Here is a 14,378-nt window from a genome sequence, read left to right on the forward strand (position 1 = left end):
CCCGGCCGTCACGGCGGCCGGGGCGGGCACCCCGTCCGACCACCATCGACAGAGAAGGACTACCCGATGAACGCCGACGACGCCCGCACCCGGGCGCAGGCCGCGCTGCGCCGGCTGGAGAACCCGGCGCAGCCGCTGACGCTGCTCGCCCCGGACGCACCGGCCGAGTACGAGTGGTGCTGGGTGTACCCGTTCAACACGGTCCGGGCCACCGAGACCGGCAACATCATGGACACGCTCGCGGTGGGCCCGCTGGTCGTGCCCAAGAACGGCGCGGAGCCGTGGGTGGCGCCGTCGGGCCCGCCGCTGGAGCGCTGGCTCAACGAGTACGCCGCGCGGGAAGGGCTGCCTCCGGTGCCGGTCCCGGCCGCACCGGACCCGTTCGCCTGATCCCGGACGGACGGCCCGCCGTGACCGTACCGTCGCGGCGGGCCGCTGCCACCTGGAGGAACCATGACCCACAGCGCCGAGCCGCTCGACGTGCTGCTGCGCCGGATGATGCGCGGCGACGCCGCGGTCGAGCAGGTGCAGGCCGCGCTGCGCGCCTCCCCACTCGACCTGGCGATGAACGGCGACGGCCGTCCCCTCGTCGTCCACTCCTTCGACGACACGCCGTGCGTGGTCGTGGCCACCTCGGCCGACGAGCGCGCACGCACCTTCGCGCCGCAGTGGCGCCGGGTCGAGGCGGTCGAGCTGGCCGAGCTGCTTCCGGACGGCATCGACGTCCTGGTCGACCCGGGCGGCCCGGAGCCGGTACGGCTGGCCGCCGCGATCATCTGGCACGCCCTCCAGTACGCGGACGAGGACACGGGCTGATGAACGACGACGAGTTCCTGTTCCTGCTCGACCCGGAATGGCCGGCAGGCGCGGACGACGAGCCGCCGTTCGAGGCGGTCCTCGGGGTGTGGCAGGTCGACGGAGACGGCGAGCTGGGCGAGTTCCGGCACAACCCGGGCTACCGCCCGCACTTCCCGGACTCTCCCACCGACCCGGTCGACGCGCTGCTGCGCCTGGCCGCGACCGGTGCGGCGCAGCCGACGCACCTGCGGTCGGTGCTGCGCGCGTCCACCCTCCACCTGGCCGTGAACGGCGACGGGCGGCCACTCGTCGTCCGCGCCCCCGACGACGAGCGGTGCGTGGTGCTCGCCACCGGCGAACCCCACCGGGAGCCGGTTCCGGCCCCCGGCTGGCGGCTGCTGGACCTGACGGAGCTGGCCGACGTGGCCGGTGACCGCGACGCGCTCGTCAACCCCGGCGGCGCCACGCCGGCCCGCCTGGCCGCCGCCTTCCTGCGCGAGACGGCGGCGACGCGATGAGCACGGGCCTGCTGCACCTGCTCTGCCTGCGCGCCGCGGGCCGGATCCCGGACGGCGACCTCGCCGGCCTGCGTACCCTGCTCGCCCGTGGCGACCACGGCGCCTGCGCGGCACGGCTGCTCGGCGCGTTCCCGCAGTCCGCGGCGGAGATCGCGGCCCTGGCCGCGCTGCTGCCCCCGGAGACGCCGCTGCTGCCCGACCCGGCGGCCGACGAGGACGTGGACGCCGGCCCGGCGGCCCTGTTCGTCCCGTTCCCGCCGGCCGACCTGCCGCTCTACCCGACGGCCGCGCCGCTCGTGGTGGACGAGACAGCGGGCGGCACCGTGGACGACCTCGACCGGGTGCTGCTCGACGTGCTGGACCCGGCGCGCACCTCCGGTGTGTGGCGCTGCTGGCGGATCACGCCCGGACTGGACGACACGGTGGACGCGGTGCGCGTCTACCTGGTCGAGTCCACGGCGCCCGACGACGAGCTGCCCGCGATCGCCGAGCGGGGGCAGCGGGCGCTCGCCGACGCCGGGCACGCCGCGCCGGTCGAGGTGTACCGGCCCGACCTGCGGTTGCCCGCGTACCAGTGGGCGGCCCGGTCCCGGTCCGCGCTGATCCGGGCCCCGCAGCCGCCCGGCGAGGTGCGCCTGGCCGGCGACGGGGAAGCGTGGCTGCCGGTCGACGACGACGAGATCCCGCCGTTCGTCACCTACCTGCGGTCCGCGCCCGCCCTGACCGCGCACCTGCGTACCGACGGCGCCTGGGTCTGGCCGGCCGGCCTGGCCGACCGGCTGCTCGACGAGGGCGCGCTGGCCGACGAGGGTCTGCTGCGGCACCTGCGCCGGTGCCGCGCCGACCCGCCGCCGCCGGCCGGGGCGGTCGCCGTCCACCGGGCGCTCGCCGCGCTGGTACGCACGGGGGCGCCGCTCTGACCGGGTGCACGAACGCCTCGGGTCGCGGTGTCCTTCGGGCACGAGCCCCGGCGCCACGCGGCGCTCCCGTCGGCCGCCGTGGTCGAATGCGCCGACGCCCGCCGACGAGAACGCGAGGAGGCCCGGAATGACGGAGCAGGACCAGCTGCACACCGCGCTGCTGCACCTCGGCGGCCGGGTGCCGGACGCGATGCTCGCCGACGCGCGGCTGCGGCTCGCCGACACCGGCACGGTGTCCCCTCCCGAGCCGCCCGGCCCGGTCGATCTGGCGTTCACGTTCGCGTCGGCCGTACCGAATCCGCGTGTCTTCGGCGGGCGGGTGCCGCCGCTGGCGGACCTGACCGGCCGCGAGGGCCTGATGGACGACACCGACCGGGTCGCGGTCGCCGCCGCGCGGCAGCAGCCCGGCGCGGTGGCGCTGTGGCGCGGATGGCGGATCGCCCCGGAGTGGGCCGCCTCGGTGATCCCGCCCGCGCCGGTCTACGTGCTGGAGACGAACGGCCCGCAGGCCGGGACGGCGGCGACCGTGATGCGCGCGCTCGCCGCGGCCGGGATCTCGGCCCCGCTGGTCGAGGTGTACCGCCACGGCGACAAGCTCCCGCCCTACTCGGCCGCGGCCCGCCGGTCCGGCGCGCTGCTCTGGGCCGACCGGGACGCGGAGCCGCCGCGGATCGCCCGCGTCTTCGACGAGGTCGACGACGACGGGGCACGCTTCGCACCGGGCCACGAGCGGCTGTCCGGCACGGACCTCGCCCGGGCGGCGGCGTACCTCGACGCGGGCACGCCGGTGCTGGCCACCAGCGCGCGCGGGCTCGACGTGGTGGAGCCCGGACGCGGACAGGTCGTGCCGATGACCTACCGAACCGACGGGCGCTGGCTCTGGCCCGAGTCGATCGCCTACTACCTCCAGGCGTACGGCCTGGCGCCGGAACCGGACCTCCTGGCCCACATCCGGTCGCGCGGGGACCGGCTCCCGGTCACCGACCCCGCCGACGAGCACCGCGCGCTGGCGTTGCTGTTCCAGTCGTACGCCCTCGTCCCGGCGGAGGCGGACGCATGACGATCTTCGTGGCGATCGCGTCGTACCGGGACCGGGAACTGGTGCCGACGGTGCTGGACTGCCTGGCCAAGGCGGCACGCCCGGAGGACGTCCGCATCGCGGTGTGCTGGCAGCACCTCGGCGACGAGGACATCTCGGCCATCCGGGACCTGCCGCAGGTGGACGTGCAGGAGTACGACGCCCGCGACAGCCGCGGCGCCTGCTGGGCCCGGGACAAGACGTTCCAGCGGTACCGGGGCGAGGACTGGCTGTTGCAGGTGGACAGCCACACCCGGTTCGCGCCGGACTGGGACGTACGGATGATCCGGATGGCACGGGAGACGGGTGCGGCGAAGCCGGTCCTGACCGCCTACCCGGCGAGCTACGAGCCCGATCAGGAGTTCACCGGCGCGGGCGCGCCCGCCGAGATCGTCGTCAGCGAGTGGACGAACATCGGCGTACCGGTCTTCGGCCAGCGCCTCATCGAGGGGGCCGCGCCGGGCGTACCGCCCAAGCCGGCACTGTTCCTGGCCGCCGGGTTCCTCTTCGCGCCCGGCTCGTTCGTCACCGAGGTGCCCTACGACCCGGGCATCTACTTCCACGGCGAGGAGATCACGCTTGCCCTGCGCGCCTACACGTGGGGCTACGACCTGTTCCACCCCACCGAGGTGCTGACCTGGCACTACTACATCCGGCAGGACAGGCCGCGGCACTGGAGCGACCACGTCGAGTCCGACTGGGCCCGCTACGAGGAGCTGAGCCGCCGCCGGGTGCTCTACATGCTGCACACCCCGCCGGTCGACCGGCTCGGCATCGGGCCGGTACGCACCCTGGAGCAGTTCGTGGCGCACACCGGCTGCAACTTCACCCGCCGCACCTGGACCGACATGCTGGCCCGGGAACTCGTGCTGCTCTGATCAGGTGCCCCGCACCGGCTCCTCGGCGCCGCTCGACCAGCGGGTCTCGGCGATGGCGGTGGCGAGCCGCGCCAGTTCCGGATGCCGCTGCGCGTACGACGTGACGTGCTCGGCCAGCTCGTGCTGGGACTGCCACCGGATCTTCCCGGCCCGCACCAGCGCCCGGTCCAGCGCGAGCGGGTCACCTCGCAGGTGACGCCGGACGTCGACCAGGACGCCGGTGAGCGACTGCTCCTGCTCGTCGGTGCCGGGCAGCGCCGTCACCATCGCCGGCAGCGCGGCCACCGTCTCGTCGTCCATGCCCGGCACGAGGCCGATGAGCGCCTTCTCCCGCGCCTCCGGCCGGGTCTCGGCCAGGTACGCCATCCCCGCCTCGTCGGCGGCCAGGTGCCGTAGCGCGGGGTCGCGGCTCAACTCCGCCACCGCCGCCGTCACGTCCGGCCGAGTGCCGGCCGGAACAGCGTCGTCGGGAGTGGTGTCATCGACAACGGTGTCATCGGCAACGGTGTCGACGGCATCCACGACGGCCGGGCCGGTTCGGGCCGGGCCGATGACGGCGGGACCGGCGACGGCCGAGCCGGCGCCCGTCCGGACGGTCGGGACCGGGGCGGCCACGGCCGGATCGGTCCGTGTCGCGGCGAGGTCCGTCCTGCCGGTGTGGACGGACGAGGATGCCGCCTCGGCCCCGGCGGGTGCCGCCTCGGGCCGCCCGGCACCGCTCCGCGCCGACCGGCGGGCGCGAAGACCCAGCAGCAGGGCGGCGAGCGCCGCCAGCCCGGCGAGCGCCAGCAACGCCGCCCGGCGGCCGATCCCCGTGGAGCCAGCCGCCTGCTCGGCCGCCTGCGCTCGGGGTGCCTCCTCGGGCAACACGGCGGTGAGGGAGGCCGTCAGGTCGATCTCCGGTGCGACGCCGCCGGTGGTCTTCGCGGTCTTCAGCACCCGGTTGCTGACCTGCGCCGGGTCGAGATCCGGGTACGCCGACCGGATCAGCGCCGCCTGCCCCGCCACGTACGCGACGGCGAGGTGGGTGCCGGTGCCGCTCACCGGCCGGGCACCGGTGATGCCGAGGCTTGCCACGTCGACGCCGGGCGCGACCACGTCCACACCGCCGGACCGGTAGCCGTCGGCCGTACCCCCGTCGGCCCCGATACCGCCGACCCGCAGCACCGCGTCGTGCAGCGGCACGTCCGGGTCCGGCGGCGCCGAGGAGCCCGCAGCGCCCACCACGACCACCACGCCGGCGTCGACCGCCTCGTTGACGGCGGACACCACCTCGGCCTGACCGAGGTCCACCTGCGGCCCGACCGCGATGACGGAGGCGCCGGAGCCGGCCGCCGCCCGGATGCCCGCCACGCTCGCCGCGGCCGAGGCCCCGGCAGTCCGGCCGGCCACCCGGACCGGCATGACCGCCGCGTCCGGTGCGACCCCGGCCACTGTCGACCCCTTCACCGGCTGCGCCACGATCAACCCGGCCATCGCCGTACCGGTGCCGAGACAGTCGGCGTCACCGCGAGCGCCACCGGTCGCCCGGTCGACGCCCGTCGTCACCCGGCCGGCGAGCGAGGGCCGGCCGCCGGCGACACCGGAGTCGACGACTGCCACGAGCTGATCCCGGCCCCGGCTGTGCGGCCACGCCTGGTCGGCAGCCACGCGCGGACCGGCCCACGCGGACGTGGCGCGCGACGTCGCGGCGGTGCCGCACCCCTTCGGCGGGCGGACGGCCGCGTCGCCGTCGGCGGCGGGATCCCGCTTGTCCGGCATGGACGTCCCGGGCGCCGGCTTCGCGGCCGGCGGGACGCCCTGGCGGACCTCGCCGCCGTACGCGTCCCACGGCAGTACGAGCACCCAGCCGGCCCGGAGCCGGGAGCCGTCGGTCAGTGTCGCGCCGTCCGGCTGGATCCGGCCGGTGTTGAGGGCGAACAGCTCGGCGGCTCGCGCGCCGTCGCCCAGGAACCGCTCCGCGATCTCGGTGAGGTTCTCCGGCTCGCCCTGGTGGGCCGCCTCGACCGTGTAGTACTTGACGTGGTCACCCTCGGCGCGGGCGGCCGGCGCGAGCGCGTTGACGCCGCCGGCACCGGCCGCCGGCGCGAGCGGCGTCAGCGCGAGCACCGCGGAGGCGACGACTGCGGCGAGCGTGGCCCGGGCGGCTGCCGGTGCGGTCCGGGTCACCCGCGGCCACCTCGGGTGCCGGCGCCGTTCACGGGTGTGGCCCCGGACGTTGCGTGGTGCCGCGAACGCCGGGCGTCCGAACCATCCGTCATCGATCCACTCTTGAACCCGGTCGAGGAAACTGTCCATACCAGACGGGCAGGCTAGCATCGCGGTTCCCCGATGCACGGCGGCGGTGGTGCACCAGCCGGGCGCTCCGGTCGAGTACGCCGTCATTCGCGGAGGGCCTCCGGCCCTCCGCGAATGGAGCGGGATCTACGGTTCCGGTGTCACTGGCCGACGCCGCCCTGGGTCCTCGCGCTCTCCGCGTCGGCCAGCAGCCGCGCGATGACGGTCTTCCGCCGGTTGACCACACCGGCGAAGTTCACCAGGATCCCCATGTACTCGACCGTTCTCGACGCCCACATCTCCACCCGGGAACCCCCGCCCGGATGTGGTTCGATGTCGATCGACATCGTGACACCACCCCGGAATCCACGTCGCCGCATGTTGATCATTCCCGGGCCGCTCGTGCCGGTCCACAGCACGCTGCGGGAACCGCCGAACGCCTGTCGTACGGCCTCGACCGCCTGGGCTGGATCGCACGTGGTGTCGACGACCGTGGTCGCGACGGCGTTCCGCGTCTCGATGAACTGCCAGACGAAGAAGCCGATTAACGCGGCCACGATCCCGAAGCAGACTAGTCCTTCCACGGTATTCATTTCCTCCTTGCGATCGGATGACGTCGTCGCGACTGCGGATTCAGCCGCGTTGTGCGCGGATCTGCTGGAGCCGTTGCTGCTCGTAGCCGGTGAGCAGGGCGACCGGAAGCCCACGGGAGGCCTTGAAGGCGATGCCCGCGTCGATCAGCGGCAACGCCGCCGGAATCGCCAGCGCGTCCCCGCTGAACATCTCCCAGACGAGCCGGGCCGCACCGAAGGTCGCGAAGCCACCCTGGTCGTCGGCGACGAGGTCGCCCAGGGCGGCCAGGAAGCCCTCCCGGTCGCTTGTCGCGTACCCGTACAGCGACCCGACGCGTTCCCACATGCTGCTGTCGTCGATCCCGCTGCCGTGCACGTCGAACGAGTACCGGCCGAAGAGGTCGAGCCACCGCACCATGTCGTCCGGAAACGGCGAGCTGGGCGGTCGTCGGAAGAATGCCATGCCCCCTGCTGACGGACAGCTGTCCGTCAGCAGGGGGCGAGGACTGGCAGCCGATGCCGGCCACGCACACGAGGACGGTCACCCCGTTGGTTCGACGCCCGCCACGTACCTCCTACGGATACCTGGCACCACCCGAGGCGACAGTGCGGGGTTGGGAGTGCCGCAACGACGGCTGCGGCACCGGCGACGTGCCGGCGCCCCGGTCGTGGCCGCACCCGTGCCCGAGGTGCGGGAGGCCGACCGACGCGACCTTCGAGGAGCCGTGGGCGCACGAGGCCAGGGGACAGCGAATCAGGCACGACCTGAACAGCCCTGACGACACTCTGCGGTGGATAGCCGGGGCCGAGCGGTATGTCTGGGCGTACAAGGACGCGCACCTGCGGGGTAACCCGGCCGCGGCTCGCCGGGTGTGGCTGGCGCACCGTCAGGCCCGGCCGCCGCAGTGGCCGAGCACCGACGGCTTCGACCGGACGTCGTGGAGTCTGCACGAGCTGATCCTGGTCGCCAGCGTGTTCGACGACCTCGACCTGGCGATAGAGGACCTGCTGAGCTGCCATCCGTTCGTCGACACCCGGAACGTGGACGAGGACAGCAGCAGAAGGACGACGGCCCGCGGTTACGTGACCATGTGCCTGATGGTGCTGAAGCGCCAGTCCTCCGTCGGTCACCCGCAGGAGAACGAGCTACTCACCGCGCTGCGCGACGTCGCGGACCGCATCTTCGGCGTCCTGCTGCCCGCGCATCACGCCGGCTTCCGAGAGATCGCCGAGATGCGGGCGCTGCACCACACTCGTGCCGCTCTTGGGCGGAGCAGGTCGGCCTCCGTTCTCGTGGCGGGTATGCCGGCCGTCCTGGCACCGCGCGTCTCCCGGGGAAGGCCCGCGACAACCGGCGACGTGCCGGACCTCGCCACCGTTGCGCTGTCGGACGAGGGGCGCGTCCTCGCTGTCGCCGAAGCCGCCCTCGCCATGGCGGAGACCCACGACGACACCGCGCCGCTCGATCAGTTGATCGACCGACTCGACCTCACAGGTTCCAGCCGCGGTCTGCTACGTCTGCTACGGGGCCGCCGTCACGTGATGAACGGGAACCTCCGCGCGGCGGTCGCGGAACTGACGAGCGGCAGGCAGGCGGAGGACAGGCTCTCCCGAGCGTTGCGGCCACAGATCCTCGCCACACTCGGACTCGTCGTGGCGGGCAGCCATCCGCATCGACTCGACGAAGGCATCAGATGGTGCCGGTCAGGCCGAGCCGCCGGCCTGCGTCTGTGGAGCCGTACCACCGTCGCGGACGCCGCCCTGGCAAGGCTGCTGTTACGGCGGGCCATGTCCTCCGGGGCTTCGTCCGCCGCCGGTGACATACGCGAAGCGGTGCGCCTGGTCCGTGGCCGCTGCCGCCCCTGGCGCCGCCCTGACGCAGACGATCGCCTACTGCTCCACGAGGCGCTGTCCGCCCTGGACGCGCTGACCGGCACACCGAACGACGAGCGCCGCCACCGGGCGTGGCGCGAGTCGATGGACGTCACCGGGACCATCGCCGCTCGGGCTCGGCTGGCGGTGGCGTGGGCGGAGTGGGCCGTCGGCACCGGTGATGCCGGGTACGCCGCCGAGGCGTACCAGTACCTGGTCGATCTGGCCTCCCAGGACGTCGTCACGCGATACGGAGCACGCGCGAAGCAGCGGGTGCTCGCTGCCGCGCAGGAGTACGCCGAGGAGGCCGGATACTGGCTGGCGCGAGCCGGACGATATCGGGAGGCGGTGCTCGCGCTGGAGACCGGCCGGGCGGTCGGACTGACCGAAGTGATCGGCCGGGACGATGCTGCCGTACTCCAGCGTCTCCGGGCGGCCGGCCGGGCTGACCTCGCGGAGGAGTACCGGCATGCCGTCGAGGACTTCAATGATCGGACGCGGCTCTCGTCCCCCGATCTACGGCAGTCGTGGTCGCACCTCCGTGGCGTCGCCGGGCGCGTCGCGGCGGTGACCGGAACGGACCCGCTCGCCCTCTTCGCCGACTACGACACCATCACCGCCGAGACCGACGACGGCGCCCTGGTCTACCTCGGCGCCGCGAAGGCCGGCGGGTACGCGCTCGTGGTCGCCGCACGGCACGACCCGCAGTACGTCGACCTGCCCAAACTGGACCGCGCCACGATCGTCGAGCTGGTCCGTGATGTGGTGGCCGGGACCGGGACGGCATCCGGTCGCGCCGTCTCCTTGAGGACGAGCCCACTCCTGCCCGAGCTCCGCGAGATCGAACCGCTCGACGTACCAAGCGTCGACCGGACGGCCGGGGCGCTTCGCGCACTCTGGGAGGCAGGGCTCAGGGACGTCGTTCTGTGGAGCGCGAGGGGACAGGTGGTCACGCTGGTGCCCGTCGGCCTTCTCAGCCTCCTGCCGCTGCATGCTGCCGGAGTGCCCGGGATCCCCGGTGACGAGGACACCGAGTGGCGTCACGTCGGGCAGTTCTCGGCGATCCGGTACGCGCCGAACGTCCGTAGCCTGCGGCGATGCCGCAACACTGCCCGACGACTCGCCGGCCCGGAGCAGACATTGCTCGCCATCGACGTACCTGATGGGCACGGCACGAGCCTCGGCGAACACCTTCGGTATGTCGGCCGGGAGACTGCTGAGATCACCCGCCGGTGGAGCGGCCGGGCGACGTCGCCACGGCACGGCTGCACGTGGGCGGAGTTCCACGCGGCAGCTGATGAACACACCGTGTGGCACATCGCCTGCCATGGCAGCGTCGACCCTGATTCGATCATGGACAGCAGGCTGTACTTCGCCGACCGGCAGGTCACGCTCGAGGAGCTACGGCGGACCTTGAAGCCGAGCCGCCGCCGTCTGGCCGTGCTGTCCGCCTGTCAGACCAACCGCAGTGGGTCGGCGCTGCCCAACGAGACGGTCGGCCTGCCCTCGGCCTTGATCCAGATCGGATTCGCCGGGGTGATCGCAACCGCCTGGTCCGTCGACGATCTCGCCACCACCTACCTGATGGTCACGTTCTACCGCCTGTGGTGCCAGGAGGGCTGCGAACCTGCCGTCGCACTCAACCGGGCCCAGCGGTGGCTCCGCACCGCCACGCGGACCGACTTGGCCGCCCTGCTGCCCGATGTCGATCCCCCCGGCCAGGCGGACGACCGCCCCTACGTCGACCCGAGGTACTGGGCCGCGTTCGCGTACACCGGAGCGTGACCGCGAACCATCGCATCACCGCGCGTGCGTCCGGGCGGATGTCCACCAACCCGGCGACGCTCGCTGCGACGGTCGGCACACCCCCTAGACCGTCCTAGGACATTGGCGTGCCGGCCGCAGACGACTACTGCGCGCCGGCGCGCGCCGCGGTGTCGATGAGGTCCGCGACGGCGGCCGGCTGCGAGACGGTCACCGCGTGGGACGCGTCGACCTCGACCGTCGTCGACCCGGCCCGCTGCGCCAGGAAGCGCTGCAGGTCCGGTGGGATCGCCAGGTCCTGGGTGGTGACGAGCGTCCAGGACGGGATGCTCTTCCAGGCGGCCCGCGTCACGCTGTCGGTCAGCGTGTTCGCCGCGGCCGGCCGCTGCGTGGCCGCCATCACCGCGGCGGTCTCACGGGGGACGTCGGGGGCGAAGAAGTCCGGGTAGCTCTCCTGCCTGACGCACTGGTCCATGTCCGCGCTGCCGTCCTGCACGGGGATCGGCACCGCCTGGATGTTGTCGGCGAGCTGGCTGCCGGGGAACCTCGCGTTCAGGTCGGCCACCGATTCGCCGACGTCCGGGCTGAAGCTGGCGACGTACACCAGGGCCCGGACGTTGGCGGCGCCGTCCGCGGCCTCGGTGATGATCGCTCCGCCGTACGAGTGGGCGGCGAGCACTACCGGTCCGGGCAGGCTGTCCACGAGGGCACGCAGGTAGGCGGCATCCCCCGCCACGCTGCGCAGCGGGTTCGCGACGGCGATGGCCGGGTAGCCCCGGCGCCGGAGGTCGGCGATCACCCCGTTCCAGCTCGACCCGTCCACGAATGCCCCGTGAACGAGCACGACAGTCGGCATTCCGGTCTCCGGCTTCGGTGCGGCATTCATCTGACATTCCTTTCGGCAGGCCCGGCGGAGACTCCAATATCGGGCACGCGCGGAATCGCTGTCAGCGGAATGGGGAAACGTCGGCGAATGGTCACACCGACCCTCCCGCCGCTATCCGAGGTGCCCGAATCCCGCAACCGGTTCCCATGAACGCCCGGCTGAGAGAATGCTGAGAACAACCAGATCGTCGCCGAGGCGAAAGTTACCCGTGCCACCTTTTACCGGCACTTCCCCGGCAAGGACGATCTCATTCGGGCCTATCTGCGCCGGGTGCACGAAATGGACCGCGCCGCCGTGGAAGCGGCGACCCCGGACAACCCTTCTCCGATCGATCGCCTACTGGCCGTCACCCTCCCCTGCCCGTCCCTCGCGGCCCGGACGAGCGCGACGGCGGCGGAGTCGCGTACGTCTGCGGTCAGACGACCGCGGGCACGCGGCCGGGGGCGGTGCCGCGCAGGCGGGCGGCGTCCTCGCGGGGAGGCACCCCGAACTGGCGGCGGTACTCACGGCTGAACTGCGACGGGCTCTCGTATCCGACGCGCGCGCTCACGCCGGTGACGTCGTGGGGATGCGTGGCGAGCAGGAGCCGGGCCTCCTGCAACCGGATCTGCTTCTGGAACCGGATCGGGCTCATCGCCGTCACGGCCTGGAAGTTGCGGTAGAAGGCCGACTCGCTCATCCCGGACAGCCGGGCCAGCTCCTCCACCCGGAACGACTGCGCATAGTGGTCACGGATCCACCGCACCGCCCTGGCGACGTGGCTGAGGCTGCTGTCGGCCAGGCCGAGCTGCCGGACGGCCCCGGTCTGTTCCCCGGTGAGCAGGTGCCACAGGATCTCCCGCTTGACCAGGGGCGCGAGCACCGCGACGTCCCGGGGCCGGTCCAGCAGCCGCAGCAACCGGATCACCGCGTCGACGAGCTCGTCCGGCGCGTCGCTGACCACCATGCCCGAGGGCGCTGCGCCGGGCACGGGCGGGAGGTCGCCCGGCGCCGCCTGCAACAGCAGCTCCGCGACCGTGGGCGGGTGCAGCACCAGGCCGAACCCCAGCGCCGGCATGTCGGCGCTGGCCCGGGTGAAGCGGCCGGTGACCGGCAGGTCGACCGACGCGACGAGGTACTGCCCGGCGCGGTAGTCGTACACGCGGTCGCCCAGCGCCATCTGCTTCGCCCCCTGGGCGATGAGTGCCATGACGGTGCCCGACATCGACGTGGCCGGCGGACTCTGCCGCTCGACCTTCGAGATCAGCACGCCGTCGATGGCGGTGCTCATGTCCGGCCGCGCGTGACGGGCCAGCAGCGCTCGCAGCTCAGCCAGATCCACCCATCGATTAAAGCATGGCCGATCCTCGCAGGCTGAGTAGGATCAGGCAAGTCTTCGCGAGCATGTACCTAACGTTTTCCGTGCTCATCCTGCTTCCATTGAGGAGTCGGATTTCCGGGACCAGCCCGGATACGACAATCCAGGAGGCACCGCGATGACCGTCCGCCACGGGTTCCACGCCACCATGACCGCACGGCCGGGAAGGGCTGACGACCTGGTCGGGCTGCTGCTCGGCGCGCCGTCCCTGCCCCATCCGGACTGCCTCGTCTTCCTCGTGTCCCGGTCGGCCTCCGACCCCGACGTCGTGCACGTCGTCGAGGGCTGGACCAGCGCCGAGGCTCACCGCCGGTTCTTCGCCGGTGCGGAGGCCCAGGATCTCGTCGCCAGGCTCCAGCCGCTGCTGGCCGGCGAGTCGGCGTACACGGACGCGGTTCCGGTGGGCGGGAAGGCGCGTTTCTGAACCGGCTGCCGCCGCCGGCCCCGCCCCGACCCCCTCACCGGAAGGACCCCTCTGATGAGCTCCCCTCGACCCAACCTCGACCCCGAGTTCCTCGCGGCGTTGGCCGACCTGCCGTCCATGCCGCCACTGGGCCCCGAGGTGATCGAATTCGTACGCCGGCTCCCCGAGCCGCCGATCGAGACCCACCTGCGCGACCGCGCGGTGCGACGGCGTGAGGTCACCGTCCCCGCCGCGGACGGAACGCCGATCCCGCTGTCCGTCATCGGCCCGGCCGCGCAGACGGCCGGGGCGCCCTGCGTCTACTGGATCCACGGCGGCGGGATGATGTGGGGAGACCGCTTCTCGAACATCGACATCCCGCTGGAGTGGCTCGACCGGTTCGGCGCGGTCGTGGTCACCGTCGACTACCGGCTGGCCCCGGAGGCCACCGGCACGACCCTGGTCGACGACTGTCACCACGGTCTGCGCTGGGTGGCCGACAACGCCGCCGCCCTCGGCATCGACCCCGGCCGTGTCGTCGTGGCCGGCGCCAGCGCCGGTGGCGGCCTGGCGGCCGGGGTCACGCTGATGGCACGCGACCTCGGTGGACCGGCGGTCGCCGCCCAACTGCTGTCGTGCCCGATGCTCGACCACCGCAACGACACCACGTCCAGCCGGCAGTACACCGGCCCGGACGGCGTGTGGACCCGGGAGATGAACGAGTTCGGGTGGCGCAGCGTCCTCGGCGACCGGACCGGCGAGGAGGTCTCCCCCTACGTCTCCCCCGCTCTCGCCGGGGACCTGTCCGGCCTGCCGCCCACGTACATCGACGCCGGGACGGCGGAGGTCTTCCGCGACGAGGGCGTCACCTACGCGAGCCGGATCTGGGCCGCCGGAGGCCAGGCCGAACTGCATGTGTGGGCCGGCGGCTTCCATGGTTTCGCGGCGCTGTTCCCGCACGTGCGCGTGTCGGCCGCGGCCCGGCGGGCTCAGGCCGACTGGCTCGCCCGGGTCCTGGACCCCCTCCCCGGTCGCCGGGGCTGAGCTCCGGGGGG

15 protein-coding genes are annotated in these 14,378 nt (G+C 73.2%); 10 read left to right on the plus strand and 5 right to left on the minus strand.

Annotation, left to right across the window (positions count from 1 at the left end; genetic code table 11):
* The first annotated feature begins 66 nt into the window (after positions 1-66).
* The 6 genes from F8279_RS00010 to F8279_RS00035 all read left to right on the plus strand — a co-directional run bounded on the left by F8279_RS00010 (position 67) and on the right by F8279_RS00035 (position 4,192).
* Entirely contained in the window at positions 67-390 is a 324-nt protein-coding gene (locus tag F8279_RS00010) for a YrhB family protein (protein ID WP_151498679.1), read from the plus strand.
* 63 nt (positions 391-453) lie between these two features.
* Positions 454-816, plus strand: a complete 363-nt coding sequence (locus tag F8279_RS00015) for a type VII secretion system-associated protein (protein WP_151498680.1) — start codon at positions 454-456, stop codon at positions 814-816.
* Complete coding sequence (locus tag F8279_RS00020) at positions 816-1,316, plus strand: type VII secretion system-associated protein (protein WP_151498681.1); 501 nt, start codon at positions 816-818, stop codon at positions 1,314-1,316. The genes F8279_RS00015 and F8279_RS00020 overlap by 1 nt, the downstream gene beginning before the upstream one ends.
* Positions 1,313-2,236 carry a hypothetical protein gene (locus F8279_RS00025; RefSeq protein ID WP_151498682.1) on the plus strand — a complete coding sequence of 308 codons (924 nt, stop codon included), beginning with the start codon at positions 1,313-1,315 and terminating at the stop codon, positions 2,234-2,236. The genes F8279_RS00020 and F8279_RS00025 overlap by 4 nt, the downstream gene beginning before the upstream one ends.
* 127 nt (positions 2,237-2,363) lie before the next feature.
* Positions 2,364-3,296, plus strand: a complete 933-nt coding sequence (locus tag F8279_RS00030) for a hypothetical protein (RefSeq protein WP_151498683.1) — start codon at positions 2,364-2,366, stop codon at positions 3,294-3,296.
* A complete protein-coding gene (locus F8279_RS00035) occupies positions 3,293-4,192 on the plus strand; it encodes a GlcNAc-transferase family protein (protein ID WP_151498684.1) in 900 nt (299 codons plus the stop codon). Before F8279_RS00030 ends, F8279_RS00035 begins: the two co-directional genes overlap by 4 nt.
* Here F8279_RS00035 and F8279_RS00040 read toward each other — a convergent pair whose 3' ends face one another.
* The 3 genes from F8279_RS00040 to F8279_RS00050 form a co-directional block, all read right to left on the minus strand.
* Positions 4,193-6,361: a S8 family serine peptidase gene (locus F8279_RS00040; protein WP_151498685.1), complete on the minus strand. Its 2,169-nt coding sequence runs from the start codon at positions 6,359-6,361 to the stop codon at positions 4,193-4,195.
* 269 nt (positions 6,362-6,630) lie between these two features.
* Entirely contained in the window at positions 6,631-7,053 is a 423-nt protein-coding gene (locus tag F8279_RS00045) for a hypothetical protein (protein ID WP_192580586.1), read from the minus strand.
* Between the two features lie 49 nt (positions 7,054-7,102).
* Positions 7,103-7,504 (minus strand): hypothetical protein, encoded by a 402-nt coding sequence (locus F8279_RS00050; RefSeq protein WP_139135439.1) that lies wholly within the window; start codon positions 7,502-7,504, stop codon positions 7,103-7,105.
* 407 nt (positions 7,505-7,911) lie between these two features.
* On the opposite strand from F8279_RS00050, the gene F8279_RS00055 reads away from it, so the two are divergent.
* Entirely contained in the window at positions 7,912-10,698 is a 2,787-nt protein-coding gene (locus F8279_RS00055) for a CHAT domain-containing protein (protein ID WP_151498687.1), read from the plus strand.
* A gap of 124 nt (positions 10,699-10,822) precedes the next feature.
* Here the strand turns inward: F8279_RS00055 and F8279_RS00060 are convergent, their stop codons facing one another.
* Entirely contained in the window at positions 10,823-11,563 is a 741-nt protein-coding gene (locus F8279_RS00060) for an alpha/beta fold hydrolase (protein WP_151498688.1), read from the minus strand.
* 183 nt (positions 11,564-11,746) lie between these two features.
* Here F8279_RS00060 and F8279_RS00065 point away from each other — a divergent pair, with 183 nt between their 5' ends.
* A complete protein-coding gene (locus F8279_RS00065; protein ID WP_151498749.1) occupies positions 11,747-12,076 on the plus strand; it encodes a TetR/AcrR family transcriptional regulator in 330 nt (109 codons plus the stop codon).
* Here the strand turns inward: F8279_RS00065 and F8279_RS00070 are convergent.
* Complete coding sequence (locus F8279_RS00070; protein WP_151498689.1) at positions 11,979-12,884, minus strand: AraC family transcriptional regulator; 906 nt, start codon at positions 12,882-12,884, stop codon at positions 11,979-11,981. The genes F8279_RS00065 and F8279_RS00070 overlap by 98 nt on opposite strands.
* A gap of 154 nt (positions 12,885-13,038) precedes the next feature.
* Between F8279_RS00070 and F8279_RS00075 the strand changes: the two genes are divergently transcribed.
* Positions 13,039-13,344, plus strand: coding sequence for a putative quinol monooxygenase (locus tag F8279_RS00075; RefSeq protein ID WP_091416550.1), 306 nt, complete (start codon positions 13,039-13,041; stop codon positions 13,342-13,344).
* A gap of 54 nt (positions 13,345-13,398) precedes the next feature.
* Complete coding sequence (locus F8279_RS00080; protein ID WP_151498690.1) at positions 13,399-14,367, plus strand: alpha/beta hydrolase; 969 nt, start codon at positions 13,399-13,401, stop codon at positions 14,365-14,367.
* Positions 14,368-14,378: the final 11 nt, after the last annotated feature.

The organism is Micromonospora sp. AMSO1212t, from assembly GCF_008868145.1.
GTDB lineage: Bacteria > Actinomycetota > Actinomycetes > Mycobacteriales > Micromonosporaceae > Micromonospora > Micromonospora tulbaghiae.